General features: G+C 63.6%; 17 protein-coding genes, 1 tRNA gene and 1 other RNA gene. 5 read left to right on the forward strand and 14 right to left on the reverse strand.

Features of this window, described 5'->3' with window-relative positions:
- Positions 1-62: 62 nt before the first annotated feature.
- Positions 63-989, reverse strand: coding sequence for a translation elongation factor Ts (tsf, locus tag IQ25_RS12950; protein WP_144906479.1), 927 nt, complete (start codon positions 987-989; stop codon positions 63-65).
- Between the two features lie 122 nt (positions 990-1,111).
- Positions 1,112-1,867: a 30S ribosomal protein S2 gene (rpsB, locus tag IQ25_RS12955; protein WP_144906480.1), complete on the reverse strand. Its 756-nt coding sequence runs from the start codon at positions 1,865-1,867 to the stop codon at positions 1,112-1,114.
- Between the two features lie 477 nt (positions 1,868-2,344).
- Between rpsB and IQ25_RS12960 the strand changes: the two genes are divergently transcribed.
- Complete coding sequence (locus tag IQ25_RS12960) at positions 2,345-2,623, forward strand: hypothetical protein (RefSeq protein WP_144906483.1); 279 nt, start codon at positions 2,345-2,347, stop codon at positions 2,621-2,623.
- Here IQ25_RS12960 and IQ25_RS12965 read toward each other — a convergent pair.
- The 4 genes from IQ25_RS12965 to IQ25_RS12980 all read right to left on the reverse strand — a co-directional run bounded on the left by IQ25_RS12965 (position 2,571) and on the right by IQ25_RS12980 (position 5,254).
- Entirely contained in the window at positions 2,571-3,410 is an 840-nt protein-coding gene (locus tag IQ25_RS12965) for a CDP-alcohol phosphatidyltransferase family protein (RefSeq protein ID WP_144906485.1), read from the reverse strand. The two genes, IQ25_RS12960 and IQ25_RS12965, sit on opposite strands and share 53 nt — an antisense overlap.
- 13 nt (positions 3,411-3,423) lie before the next feature.
- Complete coding sequence (locus IQ25_RS12970) at positions 3,424-4,173, reverse strand: phosphatidylserine decarboxylase (protein WP_144906488.1); 750 nt, start codon at positions 4,171-4,173, stop codon at positions 3,424-3,426.
- A 50-nt stretch (positions 4,174-4,223) separates the two neighbouring features.
- The gene (locus tag IQ25_RS12975) at positions 4,224-5,075 is read right to left on the reverse strand and encodes an alpha/beta fold hydrolase (protein ID WP_144906490.1); all 852 of its coding nucleotides are present in this window, start codon (positions 5,073-5,075) and stop codon (positions 4,224-4,226) included.
- 93 nt (positions 5,076-5,168) lie between these two features.
- A tRNA-Tyr gene (locus IQ25_RS12980) sits at positions 5,169-5,254 on the reverse strand.
- 174 nt (positions 5,255-5,428) lie between these two features.
- On the opposite strand from IQ25_RS12980, the gene rlmB reads away from it, so the two are divergent.
- Positions 5,429-6,244, forward strand: coding sequence for a 23S rRNA (guanosine(2251)-2'-O)-methyltransferase RlmB (gene rlmB, locus IQ25_RS12985; RefSeq protein WP_144906492.1), 816 nt, complete (start codon positions 5,429-5,431; stop codon positions 6,242-6,244).
- A 23-nt stretch (positions 6,245-6,267) separates the two neighbouring features.
- Positions 6,268-7,128 (forward strand): hypothetical protein, encoded by an 861-nt coding sequence (locus IQ25_RS12990; RefSeq protein ID WP_144906494.1) that lies wholly within the window; start codon positions 6,268-6,270, stop codon positions 7,126-7,128.
- Positions 7,129-7,199: 71 nt separating this feature from the next.
- Here the strand turns inward: IQ25_RS12990 and IQ25_RS12995 are convergent, their stop codons facing one another.
- Both IQ25_RS12995 and lon read right to left on the reverse strand, forming a co-directional pair.
- Positions 7,200-7,472, reverse strand: coding sequence for an HU family DNA-binding protein (locus IQ25_RS12995; protein ID WP_144906496.1), 273 nt, complete (start codon positions 7,470-7,472; stop codon positions 7,200-7,202).
- Positions 7,473-7,677: 205 nt separating this feature from the next.
- A complete protein-coding gene (gene lon / locus IQ25_RS13000; protein ID WP_144906498.1) occupies positions 7,678-10,083 on the reverse strand; it encodes an endopeptidase La in 2,406 nt (801 codons plus the stop codon).
- Positions 10,084-10,295: 212 nt separating this feature from the next.
- On the opposite strand from lon, the gene IQ25_RS13005 reads away from it, so the two are divergent.
- The gene (locus IQ25_RS13005) at positions 10,296-11,330 is read left to right on the forward strand and encodes a hypothetical protein (RefSeq protein ID WP_144906500.1); all 1,035 of its coding nucleotides are present in this window, start codon (positions 10,296-10,298) and stop codon (positions 11,328-11,330) included.
- A 6-nt stretch (positions 11,331-11,336) separates the two neighbouring features.
- Here the strand turns inward: IQ25_RS13005 and IQ25_RS13010 are convergent, their stop codons facing one another.
- The 3 genes from IQ25_RS13010 to IQ25_RS13020 all read right to left on the reverse strand — a co-directional run bounded on the left by IQ25_RS13010 (position 11,337) and on the right by IQ25_RS13020 (position 14,693).
- Positions 11,337-12,401, reverse strand: coding sequence for an MlaA family lipoprotein (locus IQ25_RS13010; RefSeq protein ID WP_246415777.1), 1,065 nt, complete (start codon positions 12,399-12,401; stop codon positions 11,337-11,339).
- 124 nt (positions 12,402-12,525) lie between these two features.
- Positions 12,526-12,861, reverse strand: a complete 336-nt coding sequence (locus IQ25_RS13015) for a YbaB/EbfC family nucleoid-associated protein (protein ID WP_144906502.1) — start codon at positions 12,859-12,861, stop codon at positions 12,526-12,528.
- Complete coding sequence (locus IQ25_RS13020) at positions 12,858-14,693, reverse strand: DNA polymerase III subunit gamma/tau (RefSeq protein WP_181447247.1); 1,836 nt, start codon at positions 14,691-14,693, stop codon at positions 12,858-12,860. Before IQ25_RS13020 ends, IQ25_RS13015 begins: the two co-directional genes overlap by 4 nt.
- A 98-nt stretch (positions 14,694-14,791) precedes the next feature.
- Between IQ25_RS13020 and IQ25_RS13025 the strand changes: the two genes are divergently transcribed.
- Positions 14,792-15,280, forward strand: a complete 489-nt coding sequence (locus IQ25_RS13025; RefSeq protein ID WP_144906506.1) for a DUF4188 domain-containing protein — start codon at positions 14,792-14,794, stop codon at positions 15,278-15,280.
- On the opposite strand, the gene ffs is transcribed toward IQ25_RS13025, so the two are convergent.
- The 3 genes from ffs to hrpB all read right to left on the reverse strand — a co-directional run bounded on the left by ffs (position 15,278) and on the right by hrpB (position 18,205).
- Positions 15,278-15,372, reverse strand: an RNA gene (gene ffs / locus IQ25_RS13030) — signal recognition particle sRNA small type. The two genes, IQ25_RS13025 and ffs, sit on opposite strands and share 3 nt — an antisense overlap.
- A 51-nt stretch (positions 15,373-15,423) precedes the next feature.
- The gene (locus tag IQ25_RS13035; RefSeq protein ID WP_144906508.1) at positions 15,424-15,702 is read right to left on the reverse strand and encodes an ETC complex I subunit; all 279 of its coding nucleotides are present in this window, start codon (positions 15,700-15,702) and stop codon (positions 15,424-15,426) included.
- 49 nt (positions 15,703-15,751) lie between these two features.
- Positions 15,752-18,205 carry an ATP-dependent helicase HrpB gene (hrpB, locus tag IQ25_RS13040; RefSeq protein ID WP_144906510.1) on the reverse strand — a complete coding sequence of 818 codons (2,454 nt, stop codon included), beginning with the start codon at positions 18,203-18,205 and terminating at the stop codon, positions 15,752-15,754.
- Positions 18,206-18,299: the final 94 nt, after the last annotated feature.

The raw sequence follows: 18,299 nt of genomic DNA on the forward strand, positions 1-18,299 counted from the left end.
ATCCCCGCACCGACAGGCCAGATAACCGGCCCGTCCATGCGGGGATCGTGAAACGCGAGAGCTTACTTGATGCCGGCAGCAGCAGCCACTTCGGCAGCGAAGTCGGTCTCTTCCTTCTCGATGCCTTCGCCGAGCTGGAAGCGGACATAGTCCTTGAGCACGATCTTCGTGCCGGCTTCCTTGCCAGCAGCATCGACGACCTGCTGGATGGTCGACTTGTTGTCCATCACGAAGATCTGCGAAAGCAGCGCGTTTTCCTTGGCGTACTTGGCGACGGCACCGTCGACCATCTTGGCCTGGACTTCAGCCGGCTTGCCGCTCTCGGCAGCCTTCTCGGCCGCGATCTTGCGTTCGCGCGCGATCAGTTCGGCATCGAGGTCGTCGGCGGTCAGCGCCAGCGGGAAAGCGGCTGCGATGTGCATCGCTATCTGCTTGCCGAGCGCTTCGAGCTTGTCAGCTGCAGCTTCCGATTCGAGCGCGACGAGCACGCCGATCTTGCCGAGGTTGGCGGCAGCTGCATTGTGCATGTAGGGCACGACGACGCCATTGGCGACTTCGACGTGCTTGATGCGGCGGAGCTGCTGGTTTTCACCGATGGTGGCGACGTTGTTGGTCAGCTTGTCGGCAACCGTGCCACCGTCAGGATAGGCAGCAGCCTTGAGCGTCTCGACGTCCGAAGCACCGGTCGACAGTGCAACTTCGGTCGCCTTGCGGACGAAATCCTGGAACTGGTCGTTCTTGGCAACGAAATCGGTTTCCGAGTTCACTTCGACGGCAACGCCCTTGGTGCCCGAAACGGTCACGCCGACGAGGCCTTCAGCGGCCGTGCGGCTCGACTTCTTGGCAGCGGCAGCGAGGCCCTTGGCGCGCAGCGCGTCAACGGCGGCTTCGAAGTCGCCACCGGCTTCGTCGAGAGCCTTCTTGCAATCCATCATGCCGGCGCCAGTACGCTCGCGCAGGTTCTTCACGTCAGCGGCGGTGTAAGCCATTGCGTTGATCCTTTATCTTGAAACACAGGAAGGCCGCAGCACTGCCGCGGCCCGTAAATCGCATCCGGGACAATTCGGTGACGGCCCGCCCTTGCAGAAGGGCCGTCACACGAAAATCCGGATCAGGCTTCCGCAGCTTCTTCAGCCAGGGGCTCGGCCATGGCGCCAAGGTCAGCGCCCGAAGCGATTGCAGCGTCACGACCGCCCTTGGTCGCAGCAGCCGCAACGGCTTCGCAGTACAGGCGGATGGCGCGGCTTGCGTCATCGTTCGCGGGAACCGGGAACGCGATGCCATCAGGCGAGACGTTCGAGTCGAGGATCGCGACGACCGGGATGCCAAGGACGTTGGCTTCCTTGATCGCCAGCTCTTCCTTGTTGGCGTCGATCACGAACATCACGTCGGGGATGCCGCCCATGTCGCGGATGCCGCCGAGCGACAGCTCGAGCTTGTCACGCTCGCGGGTCAGCTGAAGGACTTCCTTCTTGGTCAGACCAGCCGTGTCACCGGCAAGCTGCTCTTCCAGCGCCTTGAAGCGCTTGATTGAGCCCGAGATGGTCTTCCAGTTGGTGAGCATGCCGCCCAGCCAACGGTGGTTGACGTAGTGCTGCCCCGAAGCGCGAGCAGCCTGAGCGATCTGCTCCTGCGCCTGGCGCTTGGTGCCGACGAACAGAACCTTGCCGCCTGCCTGGACGGTCGCCGAGATGAACTCGAGCGCGCGGGCAAAGAGCGGAACGGTCTGCGAAAGGTCGAGGATGTGGATGCCGTTGCGGGCGCCGAAGATGTACGGCTTCATCCGCGGGTTCCAGCGGTGGGTCTGGTGGCCGAAGTGAGCCCCGGCTTCGATAAGCTGATGCATCGTGACGACAGGTGCCGCCATAGGTAATTCCTTTCCGGTTGAACCTCCGGGAAGCTGGAACCGCTGCGGAGATCCCGCTGTCGGCACCGGTGAATATGCTTCCCGTGTGGATTGTCGCCCTCGTCAGCCGGGCACCATGCCCGTCAAAGTCCTGCGATGGCGCCGCCCTTAGAGCACTGCGCTGTGAAAATCCAGCACGGAAATCACACGGCACTCGCGAACCTGCGAAAGCATATCAATCCGTTTTAGCGGGAATTTACAGAGAATTTGCCGCCCTAAATCATGGGTTTGAGCCACGCAGACCTGATCAGACGGGAAAATCACACGTTCCGCCTTGACGAAGCGGAACAAAAAGAGAACATTGTCTCCATATCCGAATCAGTCCTCGGACAGTCAGGAACAATACAACAATCCACAGGTTTTCCACAGGCCTGTCCGATTTCGTCAGGAAACGGTCAGGGGAATGAAAGCCAGGGATATTAGGCAAGGACACGCGCAATGATCGCTCTCGTTTGCACTCTCGTCTTCGCTGCAGCCGCCACCTTCGCCGTGGCAGCGATCTTGATGACGATGCAGGGGCGCAAGGCGCAGATCTCTGCGCTTCTTGCCGAGTATCGTTCGCTCCAGCGCGATCGCGAATTTTTGGTGGCCATCACCAGCTTCGAAGTCGAAGCCGGCCGCGCGCCCGTCTCTCCACAACTGCGCCGCACCGCCCGCCGTCTGTTCAGGCAGGCGGAAGCGGCTCGCCCCGCACGCTCGCTGCGCGCTGTCGCTTGACCTTCGCGTAACGGAACACTCCCACGGGGATCAGCAGAAGATAGACGATACAGATCGCCGACAGGGTAAGCCAAGGCTCGGTCAGCAAAGCTGCAATCACCAGCCCTACCAGCGCGATCAGCTCCAATCGCACGCTGCGCCGCGGACGCATCGCTGACCAGCCGAGCGTTGCCAGGTTCGAAATCATCAGGAACGCGATCAGCACCAGCCACGGGCCAACAAGCAGGGGCGAGCGGAACAGCGGATCGTCGGTTGCGATCCACAGGTAAAGCGGCAGGAAGGCCAACCCTGCCCCGACTGGCGCAGGAACCCCGGTCAGGAAACCCGCAGACTTGTGAGGCTGATCCTCGATATCGATACGCGCATTGAACCGCGCCAGTCGCAACGCGCAGGCAATTGCCACCGCCAGAGCCGCAAACCAGCCGACGCGTGGTGCTTCCTGAAGCGACCACAGGAACAGGATCAGAGCAGGCGCCACGCCGAAGGAGACGTTGTCGGCCAGACTGTCGAGTTCTGCGCCGAATCGCGATTGCGCCTTGAGCAGGCGGGCGATGCGGCCATCGATGCCATCGAGCAGCCCGGCAATGATCACTGCCGCCACGGCCTTGCGCCAGTCTTCGGCAACCTGCACCGGATCGGTGCCGGAGGCTGCTGTCACGGCAAAGCGGATCCCGGTCAGGCCCGAGCACAGCGCTGCGGTGGTGATCGCATTGGGCGTCATCGCCCGTAGCGTCAGCCCGCCGGGCAAGCGCCCACGACGAAGTCCGGCCGCCTTGCCCTCTTCCATTACCGGCTCCACTTCACTGGCCGATACCCTCGATCATCGGGGCTTCGCCTATTTCGGCAAGGATGGTTTCGCCAGCAACGCACTTCTGGCCCATCAGGACCTTGGGTTCGGTGCCCGCCGGCAGATAGACGTCAACACGGCTGCCGAAGCGGATCAGCCCCACGCGCTGGCCGACCGCAACGATATCGCCACCTTTAACGAAGGGGACGATGCGACGCGCGACAAGACCCGCGATCTGCGTGAAGCCGATCTGCACGCCATCGCCACGTTCGACGAGGAAATGCTGGCGTTCGTTCTCTTCGCTCGCCTTGTCGAGATCGGCATTGAGGAACTTGCCGGGGATGTAGACGACCCGGCGGATCGTCCCCGCAATCGGCGACCGGTTGATGTGCACGTCAAACACCGACATGAAGATCGACACACGGGTTACCGGCTCATCGCTCATTCCGCGCACGCCCGAACCATCGTCAGCGCACAATTCGCGCGGCGGCGGCACTTTCTGGATCAGGGTGATCAGGCCGTCGGCAGGCGAAACCACAAGCTTGTCGTCACGCGGCGTGACTCGCACCGGATCACGGAAGAATGCGAGCACGCCCAAAGTCAGGAACGCAAGCGGCCAGGCGATGGTCTCCCATGCCATGAGCGCCGCGCCAAGGCTCAGCGCTGCAGAAATCAGGCCGAACTTGCGCCCTTCGGGATGGATGGATGGCCAGGACCACCCGGCGGTACCGCGACCACGGTTATCGAGAATTTCACCGGACATTGGCCCCATCTAGGCGTTGGCTGTCGCGGGGACAAGCCGCGTTGCCGGATTCAGCCGCCAAGCGTTGCAGCAGGCGGCATCACCCGCATCAGGAAATCGATCACCGCCTCGTTGAACTGGTCGTTCTTGTCACCGGCCACCATGTGCCCGGCACCGCCGATATCCGCCACTTCAAGATGGGGAATGCGCCCGACGAGATCGGCCACGCCATCCTCCGTGACGATGTCCGACTTCATGCCACGCACAAGCAAGGTCGGCACACGGCCGGGCCACTCCGCCCCTTCGAGCAATTCATCTATCGCTGCATGACGCTTACCGCCGACAAGGAACTTCGGGTCCCAATGCCAGTAGAAGCGACCGTCCTGCCCTTCCCGCAGGTTCTTGCGCAAACCGTCGAGACGCGCCGGCCTGGGGCGATCGGGATAATAGGCCGAAATGGCGTCCGCCACCTCTTCCAACGAGCCAAAGCCGTGCGGATTGGCCGACATGAAACCGATTATCCGTTCGACGCCGGTCTGCGAGATCTGCACCACGACATCGACCAGCACCAGCGCATCGGGAACAACCCCGTGGCATGCGGCCGCCATCGAGGACAATCCGCCAAGCGATGCGCCGACAAAGGCGAAACGCCCCTGTGTCAGTGCCGCCACCGCTGCCAGGTCGCTAGCGCGGCGGTCAAAGGAGTAATCGCCCTCAGGCTCCCAATCGCTTTCGCCATGACCGAGCAGGTCATAGTTGATCACATGGAAACCGGCATCTGCCAGTTCGTGTCCGGCCCGGTCCCAGCTATGCCGGGTCTGCCCGCCACCATGGCCGAGAATCACCGTGGGCGCAGCAGGATCGCCAAGCTCTTCGGCCACGATGGTCAACCCGCCCGAAACGGGGATGCGTATCGTTGTCATGCAGGAACCCTGACCCAGGCCCCCAGGACATGCAACGAGAATCTTAACCGGCCGATTAAGGGGGCACTCTTGCCCTTGGGGAAGAAGCAGCGGTGGTGGACAGGGCTAGATTCGAACTAGCGTACGCTTGCGCGGGCAGATTTACAGTCTGCTGCCTTTAACCACTCGGCCACCTGTCCACACCAGTGCTGCCGGTGCCGGATTTCCCCAAAAGGAAAGCCGATTTTGATGGTCCCCGAAGAGACCGTCCGGCCGAGAGGCGGCCCCTTTGGCGAAGCGAGACTTGCCTGTCAATGGGCAGGCTGGCATGCGCGGCACGAAATTTATCAACACGCTTGCAGAAAAGGTGCCTCATGCCCCGTCACGACGATCAACCCAAAGGCCGCGCCCTGCGCGGTCGCGCCGGTCGCAACAAGGGCGGGCGCGGTTCGGGCCGCGGCAGCGCGGGCTCAATCCGCTTGTGGGGGCGCCACGCCGTGGAAGCGGCGCTTACCAATCCCAACCGCGATGCGAAGAAGCTGTGGGGCACGCGCGAGGCGATCCAGGAAATGCTCGACGCGCACGACGCAGAACTGCCCGCCAGCCTGCCCGTGGAATATGCGCAGGCCGCAGACCTTGGCCGACTCGTTGCCCGCGACGCCCCGCATCAGGGCCTTGTGCTCGATTGCGCTCCGCTGGACGACGTCGTTCTCGACGACATTCTCGACGAAGCCGATGGCCGCACCATCGTGATTCTCGATTCGGTTACCGATCCGCACAACGTCGGCGCGATCCTGCGTTCCTGTGCTGCGTTCGGCGTGGCGGCCCTCGTCACCCAGGACCGCCACGCGCCGCCCGAATCGGGCGTGCTTGCCAAGTCCGCATCTGGCGCGCTCGAGATCGTGCCATGGGTGCGCGTGGTGAACTTGTCGCGCGCGCTCGAGCGGATGAGCGAAGAAGGCTATTGGCGCATCGGTCTTGATGGCGATGGCAAGGCTGTCTTCCCCTCAGCCCTGCCCGCTGGTCCGGTTGCGCTTGTGCTCGGCGCCGAGGGCGAAGGCCTGCGCCACAATGTCGCACAGCATTGCGATTCGATCGCGCGCCTGCCCATTGCCTCGGCCATTGAAAGCCTTAACGTGTCCAACGCAGCGGCCATCGCGCTCTATGCGGTGGCAACGCGCGAGGGATAGGCAGACCAGCATAGGAGGGGCAGATGCGGCGTTCCTTGGCATTGGCAGCAGTCGGACTGGCGACGCTGCTGCTCGCAGGCTGCCTCCTCCTCCCGGGCAAGTTCGCCTCGGCCATAGATCTGCGCAAGGACGGGACCTTCAGCTTCACCTATAAGGGCGAGATTCACGTGCTCGCCCTGTCCAAGCTCGCCGCCGAGGAGCGCGACCGAAAGATCGACACGGCAACGTTCGAGCCTTCCACCTGCTACAGCGACGAAACTGGTGAGGAGCGCGCTTGCACGTCCGATGAGATCGCCACGCAGCGCAAGGAATGGGAAGACACAGTCGCGCAGCAGAAGAGTGCTGCCGAAGAGAAGAAGAAGTCCGACGAACAGATGGCCAAGGCCATGCTGGGCGGTATCGATCCTTCCGATCCGCGCGCCGCGCAGGAGTTCGCAGAGCGCCTGCGCCGCCAGAAAGGGTGGAAGTCGGTCATCGACAAGGGCGACGGACGCTTCGAGGTGGAATACGCGATCACCGGCAAGCTGACCCACGATTTCAGCTTCCCCACGGTCGAGAAGCTGCCGATGGTCATGCCTTTCGTGACCATGATCCGCCGCGCCGATGGCAGCGTGCGCATCGATGCTCCCGCTTTCACAGGAGGTGCCGGGAACTCCCCCTTCATGGGCATGGCTGCGATGGCCGCTGACGAGAAAAGCCAGAAGGCCGGGGGTGATGGCATGCCGGTGCTGGACGGTACGCTCGTGCTGACCACCGACGGCGAGATCCTCGCCAACAACACCGACGAAGGCCCAGCCGCAGGAGCCTCGGGAAAGATGCTGCAGTGGATGGTCAACGCGCGCACCAAGGACGCACCCACAGCGCTCGTGCGGATCAATCCATAAGAAAAGCCGCGCCTGTCTCAAAGACGAGCGCGGCTTCTAGCTGTCAGGGCTTGCGCCCCTTCAGTGAATGATCAGTTGACTGCGTCCTTCAGGCCCTTGCCAGCCTTGAACTTGGGCTGAGCCGAAGCCTTGATCGACATGGGTTCACCGGTCCGTGGATTGCGACCCGTGGAAGCCTTGCGCTTGGCCACAGAGAAAGTGCCAAAACCGACCAGGCGCACTTCCTCGCCCTGAGCCAGCGCACCGGAGATCGATTCGAAGACGGCTTCCACAGCCTTGGTCGCATCGCCCTTCGACAGGCCACTGACGTCGGCGACGGCGCCGATCAGATCGTTCTTGTTCATTGCGGAACCCCCTAGTCTTTTTGTCTCGGGTTGATTGAAATTGAGTCGCTTTGCGGATGACGCGAAAAGAAGCCCAGAAACAATCACCTGTCAAAGGTTAAAGCGGCAGAACGCCCTATTTGCGGTGAAACAACCGACCGCATTCAAAAACAACGGGGGCGAGCGCAATAATCCTGCGCTCGCCCCCGGTCTAGCAGTTGTCCGATCAGTGCGCTGTGGGCGTCTGGGGCTGTCCCGGCGCAGTCGCTGCAGGTTGCGAGGCCAGATCATCAGCCTCGGTCCATTCAATCGGTTGGGGAATACTGGTCAGAGCCCGCGCCAACACTTCGTCGACGTGCGCAACTGGCAGGATTTCCAGCCCTTCCTTTATGTTCGCGGGGATCTCGGCAAGGTCCTTGCGATTCTCTTCCGGGATCAGCACCGTCTTGATGCCACCGCGCAGCGCCGCGAGCAGCTTTTCCTTCAAGCCACCGATCGCCAGCACGCGCCCGCGTAGGGTCACTTCGCCGGTCATGGCAACGTCCGCACGAACCGGAATGCCGGTGAGTGTCGAAACCATGGCCGTGACCATGCCGATGCCTGCGCTCGGTCCGTCCTTGGGCACCGCGCCTTCGGGAAGGTGGATGTGCAAGTCCTTGCGGTTGAATATCGAGGGCCGGATGCCATAGGCCGGGCTGCGCGCCTTGACGAAGCTGAACGCCATCTGGACGCTCTCGCTCATCACTTCGCCCAGCTTGCCAGTCGTCTTGACTGCACCCTTGCCCGGCACCGTCACGCTTTCGATCGTCAGCAGTTCGCCGCCAACTTCGGTCCAGGCAAGGCCGGTGACCGCACCGACCTGGTTCTCCTCGTCCGAAACGCCATGGCGGAACTTCCTGACGCCAGCGAAGTCGGCAAGATTCTCGGGCGTGATCGTCACGCTCTTGGTCTTGCCTTCGAGGATCTGGCGCAGCGACTTGCGAGCCAGACGCGCCACTTCACGCTCCAGCGTTCGCACGCCAGCCTCGCGGGTGTAGTAGCGGATCAGGTCGCGCAGAGCCTCGGTCTCGAGCGTGAACTCACCCTTCTTGAGGCCGTGCGCTTCCACCTGCTTGGCGATCAGATGACGCTCGGCAATCTCGACCTTTTCGTCTTCGGTGTAACCCTCGAGCCGGATGATCTCCATGCGATCAAGCAGCGGCTGCGGCAGGTTGAGGCTGTTCGCGGTGCAGACGAACATCACGTCCGAGAGATCGAAGTCCAGTTCCAGATAGTGATCCTGGAACTTGGCGTTCTGTTCAGGATCGAGCACTTCGAGCAGTGCCGATGCCGGATCGCCGCGGAAATCCTGACCAAGCTTGTCGATCTCGTCCAGCAGGAACAGCGGGTTGGCCGTGCCAGCCTTCTTCAGATTGGTCACGATCTTGCCCGGCAACGAGCCGATGTAGGTGCGGCGGTGACCGCGAATCTCGGCCTCGTCGCGCACGCCGCCCAGCGACTGGCGCACGAACTGGCGCCCGGTCGCCTTGGCGATCGACTTGCCGAGCGAGGTCTTGCCGACGCCCGGAGGGCCGACGAGGCACAGGATCGGTCCCTTCAGTTTGTTGGTGCGCGCCTGCACTGCCAGATACTCGATGATCCGGTCTTTGACCTTGTCGAGCGCATAGTGATCGGCATCCAGCACCGCCTGCGCTGCCGGAATATCGCGCTTGAGCTTGCTGCGCTTGCCCCATGGAAGCCCCAGCAGCACGTCGAGGTAATTCCGGATGACAGTCGCCTCGGCGCTCATCGGCTGCATCGTCTTGAGCTTCTTCAGCTCGGTCTGCGCCTTGGCCTTGGCTTCCTTGGAAAGCTTGAGCTTTTCGATCTTCTCCTGAAGCTCGGCGATTTCGTTGGCTTCCTCGCCATCGCCACCGCCCAGCTCAGACTGGATCGCCTTGAGCTGCTCGTTCAGGTAGTATTCGCGCTGCGTCTTTTCCATCTGGCGCTTCACGCGGCCACGGATCTTGCGCTCCACCTGCAGCACGCCAAGCTCGCCTTCCATGAAGGAAAGCACCATTTCGAGCCGCTTCATCGGATCGGATTCAGACAGCACGGCCTGCTTGTCGGCCACCTTTGCCGCAAGGTTCGCCGCCACCGAATCCGCTAGCTTGCCCGCGTCCTCGATATCACCGAGCTGGCCGCCGGCATCCTGCGGCAGCTTTTTTGAAAGCTTGGCATACTCGGCGAACTGATCGACCACCGAACGCATCATCGCGGAGATTTCGGTGCTCTCGACGATGGCGGGTTCCTGCGGCTCGACCTGCGCCACCAGCATGGCGCCATGCGAGGTGGTTTCCTCGCGCAGGTTCTTCAGCTCTGCCCGCTCGCGCCCTTCAACCAGCACGCGCACCGTGCCGTCGGGCAGCTTCAGCAACTGCAGCACGCTCGCAATCACGCCTGTATCGTAAAGATCGTCGCGATCGGGATCGTCGCAGCCCGGATCAAGCTGGGCGAGCAGGAAGATATCCTTGTCGCCAGCCATGGCCGCTTCGAGCGCCGCCACCGATTTTTCACGACCGACGAACAGCGGCACGACCATGCCGGGGAACACGACAATGTCGCGAAGGGGAAGCAGGGGATAGAGATTCATGGGCACTTCGTTTCCGTCCTGCCGGGCACGCCGCCCGACGCTTTCCCGGGATATGGGGACCGAGCGCGCCTGCCGCAATGGTTTTGCACACAAGGGCTGTGGATCATGCCTTCGGGCACGTAAACGTACACCAACAGGTCTGCCATTCGTAAACCGGATGTTAGGTATAATTGCGCATTGGGGTGGCAGGACTGGAAGGATTGCCACCGGGGATGCTGCGCACACGAACAACGCTGATCATCGGCGCAGGTGCGAGCGCCGAACTGCAGTTCCCTTCAAATGCGGAACTGCTGGCGCGGATCATCCAGGGCTACGATTTCAAGCGCACCGCTTCTGACACATCCACCCGCGATGGCCAGCTCCTCCTGCGCAACATCTACAAGCTGGCCGAGCGGCACAACAAGAAGGTCGAGGAAGTCGCCGCCGCTGCCGAGCGGCTGCGCAATGCCTGCCGCCTTGGCCGCTCGATCGACACCGTGCTCGAACAGTATGACCACGATCCACTGGTCATGGCCTGTGGCAAACTCGCCATCTCCTTCTTCATGGGTCAGGCCGAGGCGCGCAGCAACCTCAAGGACGCACCACGCGTTCCGGGCGAACTGCCGTTGCAGGGCAAGATCGCCGAATACTGGATCTACCAGCTCGGCCAGCTGATCACCTCGGGCGTGCCCCGCACCCGCATCGGCCAGACGCTCGAGCAGATCACCATCGTCAATTTCAACTACGACCGCTCGGTCGAACATTTCCTGCCCTATGCGCTGGTCATGGCCTACGGGATCGACCTCAAGGAAGCCCAGCAGGTCATCGCCGACAAGCTTGACATCGTGCACCCGCACGGAGCGATCGGTCGCCTGCCATGGCAGAATGGCGAAGCGCCGCTGGCCGAATGGGGTGTCGAGCAGCCATGGAACATCCACGCCATCGCCGCGCAGCTGAAGTCGCTCAACGAGCGCGGCGCGGACCGCAACGCCCTGCGCGACATCCGCCTCGCGGTCGCCAGCGCCAAGCGTCTCGTCTTTCTCGGCTTCGGCTTTCAGCCACAGAACGTAGACCTGCTGTTCGAGAATACCCTTTCGCACAACCCCGAAGTGCTCATATCAACTTACGGCATGAGCACTGGCAACGCCTCGACCGTCGCCCAGATGATGCGCCGTCTCGCCGGGCTTGAAAGCGACGAGCAGCTGATGCTGTCCCCCGGCAAAGCCTGGGAAGTCCTGCGCGACTACTCGCTTTTGCTTGAGAGCTGACGGAGTTTAGCGGCCAACCGGCAAAGGCTGCACCACCGGCTCCGACACGAAAACCAGTGGAGGCGGCGCGACCGGTGCAGTTTCGCTGACGGGCGGCGCAGGCGGCATCGCAGGAGGCGGCGTCGGCGTCAGTGCCGGCAACTTGATCGAACCTTCTTTCTGGAAGTCGGCCTTGCCCTTCAGTGCATCGATCTCAGCCTGTCGCGACTTCAGATAGAGCTCGCGATAGCTTGCGTAAGGGTTGGATTCCTCACGGATTCGCTTGAACAGTTCATCGTTCATCACGCGCTCGTCGAGCGAGCGGATCACGAAGCTGCCATAGACATAGCCTGGATGCCGCAACGGGCCGCCCACCGCAAACGGCAGCAGAAAACGGTCAAGGCCCAGACCGATCACGTCGCGCAAAGTCGTTGGCCCAACCAGCGGCAGGAACATGTAGGGCCCCGGTCCGATGCCATAATACCCCATGGTATAGGCAAAGCCGTTGCGCCGGTACGGCAGGTTGAACGGCTTGTTCTTCGCCACGTCGATCAGGCCGCCCACGCCGACGGTGGAGTTGACCGCAAAGCGCCCAACTGTCTCGGCGGCCTTCCCCGGCTTCAGTTGCAGCAGGAAGTTGAGCGCGACGATCGGTTCGGTCAGGTTGCGCAGGAAATTGCGCAAGCCCATCCGCACCGGGCGCGGCACGCCCTTTTCATAGACCCTCGCGACCGGCGCGATCACAGCGTCGTCCACCGCCTGAACCGCGTCGTAGCTTGCCTGGTTCACGGCCTGCATCGGGTCCTGCTTGGTCGAACGCTCGCCGGAAACGACGATCGTGCCTTGCTCCTGTTCGATCTGGTCGAGCGACGGCGGCGGGTTCTCCGGCGCAGCACCGAAAGCGGGTTGGGGAAGTACGATTGGCGCGGAAGGCTGCTGTTCCGGGACCTGCTGCGGGATCGGCGCATCCGGTGCAGTCGCCGCATCCTGCGCCACCGAATCCTGCTGGGGCTGCGCGCTCGCGTCAGGCTCCGCTAGCACCATTCCGGGCACGGCAAGCAGGGCTGCGCTGGCAAGCAAGGTAACGCTCAAATGGTCATTCCCGTCAGGTACATTGGCCGAAACGGCCGTCTACGCGTCCATATCCCAATGCCCCCCAACTCGTGCTGCCGCAACCCGTTCCCCGCGGGTCGCGGCCAGCCCGCCTCGTTCCCTCTCAGAACGGAAGCTTGAAGCCCGGCGGGATACCCGCCGCCATCTGCACCTTCTGCATTTCCTCGGCAGCTGCCGCATCGGCCTTGCCCCGCGCATCGTTGAAAGCGGCCGCGACGAGATCTTCCAGAATGCCCTTTTCCGAAGGCGCAAGCAGGCTGTCGTCAATTGCCACGCCGATCACACGGCCTTTGGCCGAAGCGCGGATCCTCACGAGACCGCCGCCGGCCGCACCCTCGACCTCGATGTTGTCGAGCGTCGCCTGCGCGTCCTCCATCTGCTTCTGGATGGTCTGCGCCGCCTTCTGGGCGGCCTGGATCATCTCTTCCATCGACTTCATGCGCGTTTGCTCCAGGGTCTCTTCTCGTGCTCTCGCGAGCTGTCTTCATCCACGATCACCGCGCCCGGAAAGGCTTCCATCGCGGCCTTGACCATCGGGTCCTGCCGCATCGCGGCCTCGGCCTCGGCAGCCTTGGCCGCCTTGGCTTCCTCGAGGCTCGGCAGGGCATCACCCTCGCCGCGCTCGACAATCCAGTTCTCGCCCGTCACGTGGTTGAGCGCGCGGCGAATATCCGCAGCCGGGTCTCCCGGCAAGCCCGGAGCCAGTTGATAACGCAGCAAGCCCTGCCGCAGTTCAACCACCCGCACGCCAAGCCGCATCGTCGCTCCGACGAGCGGCGAGACATGCTCGACCTGCTCGACCAGCCCCACCCAGTCCACGCCTGCCGCGACAGGCGCGGATGCCTGCGTCACCGGAGCCACACCCGCGCCACCGTCTGCTGCAGGCGCAGCAATCGCCGGGCGAGAGGCAATCTCTTCCAGCTTCTTCACCAACCCGCCCGGATCGGGCATGTCGGCCGCGTGCATCACTCGCAGCAGCGCCATCTGTGCCGCCACCAGCGGATCGGGCGCGGTCTTCACTTCCTCGTAGCCCTTGAGCAGCAGTTGCCACAGCCGGTGCAACTGCCCCGCCGAAAGCGCCTTGGCCCAGGCCTCAAGCGCCTCGCGCTCCTCGGTCGAGCGGATGTCCGGCCCGACCCCACCGATCTGCGTCACCGTCACACGATGGACCACGTCCATCTGCGCGCGCATCATCGCGATCGGCTCGATCCCCAGCGCGTACTGTTGCGCCACTTCCGACAGGACCACATCGCCCTTGCCCGAAAGCACGGCCTCAAGCAGGCGGCGCTGCATGGTCTTGTCGGCCAGGCCCAGCATCTGCCGGACCTGCTCGGCGGTGACCCGCGTCTTGCCGTCCTCGCTGCCAACCAGGTCGGCGTGGCTGATCGCCTGATCCAGGATCGACAGGCCATCACGCACTGATCCCTCGGCAGCAGCAGCAACCATCGAAAGCGCTTCGGCTTCGGCCTCGACGCCTTCCTTCTCGCAGATCATCGCGAAGTGGCTGGCGAGCAGCGGCGCCGGGATGCGCTTCAGGTCGAACCGCTGGCAGCGCGACAGCACCGTCACCGGCAGCTTGTCCACCTCGGTCGTCGCGAATAGGAACTTCACATGCGCAGGCGGTTCCTCAAGAGTCTTGAGCAACGCATTGAAAGCATTGCGCGAGAGCATGTGAACTTCGTCTACGATGTAGATCTTGTAGCGCGCAGATACCGCCGCATAGCGCACCGCCTCGATGATCTCGCGCACGTCGTCGACACCGGTGTTCGAGGCCGCGTCCATCTCGATCACGTCAATGTGGCGGCCCTCGGCAATCGCGCGGCACGGCTCGCACACGCCGCACGGATCGATCGTCGGCCCGCCCTGCCCGTCCGGGCCGATGCAGTTGAGCGCCTTCGCGATCAGGCGTGCGGTCGAGGTTTTGCCCACCCCGCGCACCCCGGTCATCAGGAATGCGTGGGCCAACCGGTCACGCTTGATCGCGTTGGCCAGCGTCTGCACCATCGCGTCCTGCCCGATCAGTTCGGCAAAGGTCTGTGAGCGGTACTTGCGCGCCAGCACACGGTAGGGCTGCGCAGTGGAAGCAGCTGCGGGCGCAACCGGTGGCGGTGGAGCAGTTTCGCGAACGACCTCGACAGGTGCAGGCGGCGCTGCAGCCGGTGCTGGATCACCGAACATCAATGCCTGTCCCGCCGCCTCAAGATCGGCAGCGGAAGGCTTGTTCTCCTCCTCTTGCGGAGGATCGCCAAACATGTCGGTGGAATCGGCCATCATCACCTTAGGTAAGCGCTCGCAACGCGATTGTCGAATGCCCGGGAAGGCCGAAACGGTGGATTGACTCATAAGTTGCATAATGCAACCTTGCTGACATGAGCACAGTCCTTCCCGGTCGCCTGACTGCCGATTTTGATCACTCGCTGGTGGTTTTTGTCATCGGCATGCGCATCAACCACTTTCACAAGGTCGGCAAATGGCTCCCCGTCGCCCGCGCGATGGGTCCGATGCTCGCGGAACTGGCCCGCAATCCGCAGAGCGGCTTCCTCGGCACCGAAACCATGCTCCGCGATCTGCGGACGATCGTGCTGATGCAGTACTGGCGCGATTTCGACAGTCTCGAAGCCTATGCCCGCGATCGCGAACAGAAGCACTGGCCAGCATGGACAGCTTTCAACAAGGCCGTGGGCAGCGATGGCACCGTCGGCATCTTCCACGAAACCTACGCGGTCTCGACCGGAGCCTATGAGACGATCTACGGCAACATGCCGCCCTTCGGCCTCGGCAAGGTTGCCGGGCTCATTCCCGCCACGGGCAAGCGCAACGAGGCGCGCTCACGCATGAAGGCCGCAACTGAGGGGTAAAAAGGAGCCGGCCGACCCGCCGCAACCCGTTGTGGCTGCTTCCTTCCGGACCTGACCAGGTTGGCGGACGCAAGCGTCCGACCGACTCCCGGCGCGGCATATGGAGAGGAAGCGGGGGCTTGTCCAGCCCTGCCCATTCAAACTTACCTGAAATTATCCGCGTAGCTCTGCAGCTTCAGCTTGCGCGGCGGCGTCGGGATCACGCGCGCTTCGATGCCATAGCGGTCGGCATAGGCCTTCGCGTCAGTCTCGCTCTCGAAAGCGAGCACGACCTGCTGCTGCGTGTCACCAGAGCCTGCCCAGCCCATCAGCGGATCGGGGCGCTTGGCTTCGGCAGGTTCGAATTCCAGGAGCCAGTCGCTGGTCCGGGCCTTGCCGGACTGCATGGCATTCTTCGGGCGCTGATAGATGCGTGCTGACATGGGCCGCGCTTTCGGGCGAATCGCGCTGCAAATCAAGTCCGCATTCGCGTCAGGCGCGTCCCTTTTGCGCGTTGAATGCATTCTTGGTCTTGAGACTGGGGTCCTCGGCCCAAGGCTCGTCTGGCCAGCGGTGCTTGGGATAGCGACCCTTCATGTCCTTCACCACATCGCGCCACGATCCGCGCCAGAAACCGGGCAGGTCTGCCGTGGTCTGTATGGGCTTGCCGCCGGGACTGGTAAGGCTCAGTAGCAGCGACCTCGGCGGCTGCCCCACGCAGGGGTGCTTCTCCAGCCCGAACAGGGCCTGCACCCTCAGTTCCACGCAAGGCCCACCCTCATGGCCATAATCGATGGCATGGCCGGTCCCGGCGGGCGAACGGAATTCGGCAGGAGCCAACCGGTCGAGCGTCTGCCGCTCGTTCCAGTCCAGCAGGTTCAGCAAGGCTTCGTGCAGGCGTCCCGCACCGATCTCCAGATCGCGCCTGCCGCCCAGCAGCGGCCCGAGCCACTCCTCCAGCGATTCCAGCAACGCACTTTCCGAGAGAGCCGCAAGCCCCGCATATCCAGCCCGCACAATCAGCGCCTTCGCAGAATCGCCCAGAGGCAAGAGGCCTAACCCGCCCTCGCGCACCACCTCGATCAGCTTCGCTCTCACCGCATCCGGATCAGGTTTGGGATCAGGCACCCGCGCCAGAACGATCGCCCCCAATCTGCGCTCAAGCCGCGCCTCCACGCGCCCCTCGCTCGCATTCCAGGCCAGCGAGTGCCGCTCCTCGATCCGGTGCGAAAGATGGCGCGTAACTTCTTCATCCTCCAGCGCAATCGCCGCCGTGATCCGCGCGCCCTTGGCCTCACCCTGCGCATCCCCGATTACCAGCCACTTCGCCGTCGCCAGCGGCGATGCCGGATCGAGCCGATAGCCTCGCCCACCAGACGAAAGCCACTCCTCCCCCGAAGCCCCGCGCGCTCGTGCGATCCGGTCGGGGAAAGCCTCGGCCAGCAACACGGCCAGCGGCACCTCAGGTATTTTCCCGCGCACCACCAGCTTCAACGCCATCTGCGCCCATCGCGCGGCCAACTTGCGCGAGCCTTCCGCCCGACTCCCTCGCTCGCCCGCCCAGCGATCCAGCCGCCGAGCCAGATCTTCGCCGCGCCCGCCAAGCCCCCGCTCCTGCAGCAGCAGCGCCAGCCGTGCTGCCTGCTCCGCCTGCCCACGCTCGGCTGCAAAAAGCAGCATGTGCGCCAGCGCCGGCTCCATCGGCAGCCTCGCCATTGCCCGACCGTGTGCGCTGATCCGGTCTTCGTGATCAAGCGCACGCAATGCCTGCAAGCTCGCCCGCGCTGCAGCCATCGCAGCAGCCGGTGGCGGATCGAGCCAGGCCATCGCCGCCGGATCGCCCGCGCCCCACTGCGCCAGCGTCAACGCCAGCGGCGATAGGTCGCTTGTCACCACCTCCGGCGGATCGAACGCGGGCCGCCCCGCATGCGCTGCCTCTTCCCACAGCCGATAGGCCACCCCCGGCCCCTGCCGCGCTGCGCGCCCCGCCCGCTGCGCCGCCGAGGCCTGACTTGCCCGCGTTGTTACCAGCCGCGTAACGCCAGCTGCCTTGTCGAACTCAGCCCGCCGCGAAAGCCCTGCGTCGACCACCACGGAAACGCCATCCAGCGTCAAAGAGGTTTCGGCAATGCTCGTCGCCAGCACAATCCTGCGGCGCCCTTGTGGATCACGCCGGATCGCCGCACGCTGGCCCACCGGTTCGACCTGCCCATGCAGCGGCAGGACCAGCGCCTGCGGCAAGCGCCCGGCCAGCAGGTCCGCCGTCCGCTCGATCTGCGCCACGCCGGGCAGGAAGGCGAGGATGTCCCCCGTCTCCTCACGCCATGCCGTCTGGATCGCCGAGGCCATCGCCGCCTCGATCTTCACGTCAGGCCGCGCGCCCAGCCACTTGACCGTCAAGGAATGTGCCTTGCCCTCGCTCTCCACCACGGGCGCATCACCCAGCAGCGCGGCAAAACGCGATCCATCGATCGTGGCTGACATCACCACGATGCGCAGATCCTCGCGCAGTACACCCTGTGCTTCCACCGCCAGCGCCAGGCCGAGATCGCTGTCGAGATGCCGCTCGTGCGCCTCGTCGAACAGCACGGCAGATACGCCCTGCAGTTCGGGATCGTTGAGAATGGTCGAAACGAAGATCGCCTCGGTCACCACCAGCACCCGTGTCTTGGCAGAGCGTTTCGCATCCAGGCGGGTGACATAGCCGATGGTCTGCCCGGCCTCTTCGCCAATCAGTTCCGCCATCCGCTCGGCCGCGGCACGTGCCGCTACACGACGGGGGGACAACACGATCACCTGCCCTGTGCACCAAGGCTGGTTCAGCAACGATGGCGCGACAGCGGTCGTCTTGCCTGCCCCCGGCGGCGCGATCAGCACCGCGCTCTTCCGGTCGCGAAGCGCGGCCAGCAAGTCGGGCAGGACGGCATGTATCGGCAAGTCGCTCACGAATCGCGCCTTAACGGCCTTTGCCTGCGCAAGGCAACGGTGCGGGAAACGTAGACACTTACAGAACGTTCATGGTTCACGAGGTGCAGGACTG

Origin of the sequence: Novosphingobium taihuense (assembly GCF_007830315.1) — a bacterium.
GTDB lineage: Bacteria > Pseudomonadota > Alphaproteobacteria > Sphingomonadales > Sphingomonadaceae > Novosphingobium > Novosphingobium taihuense.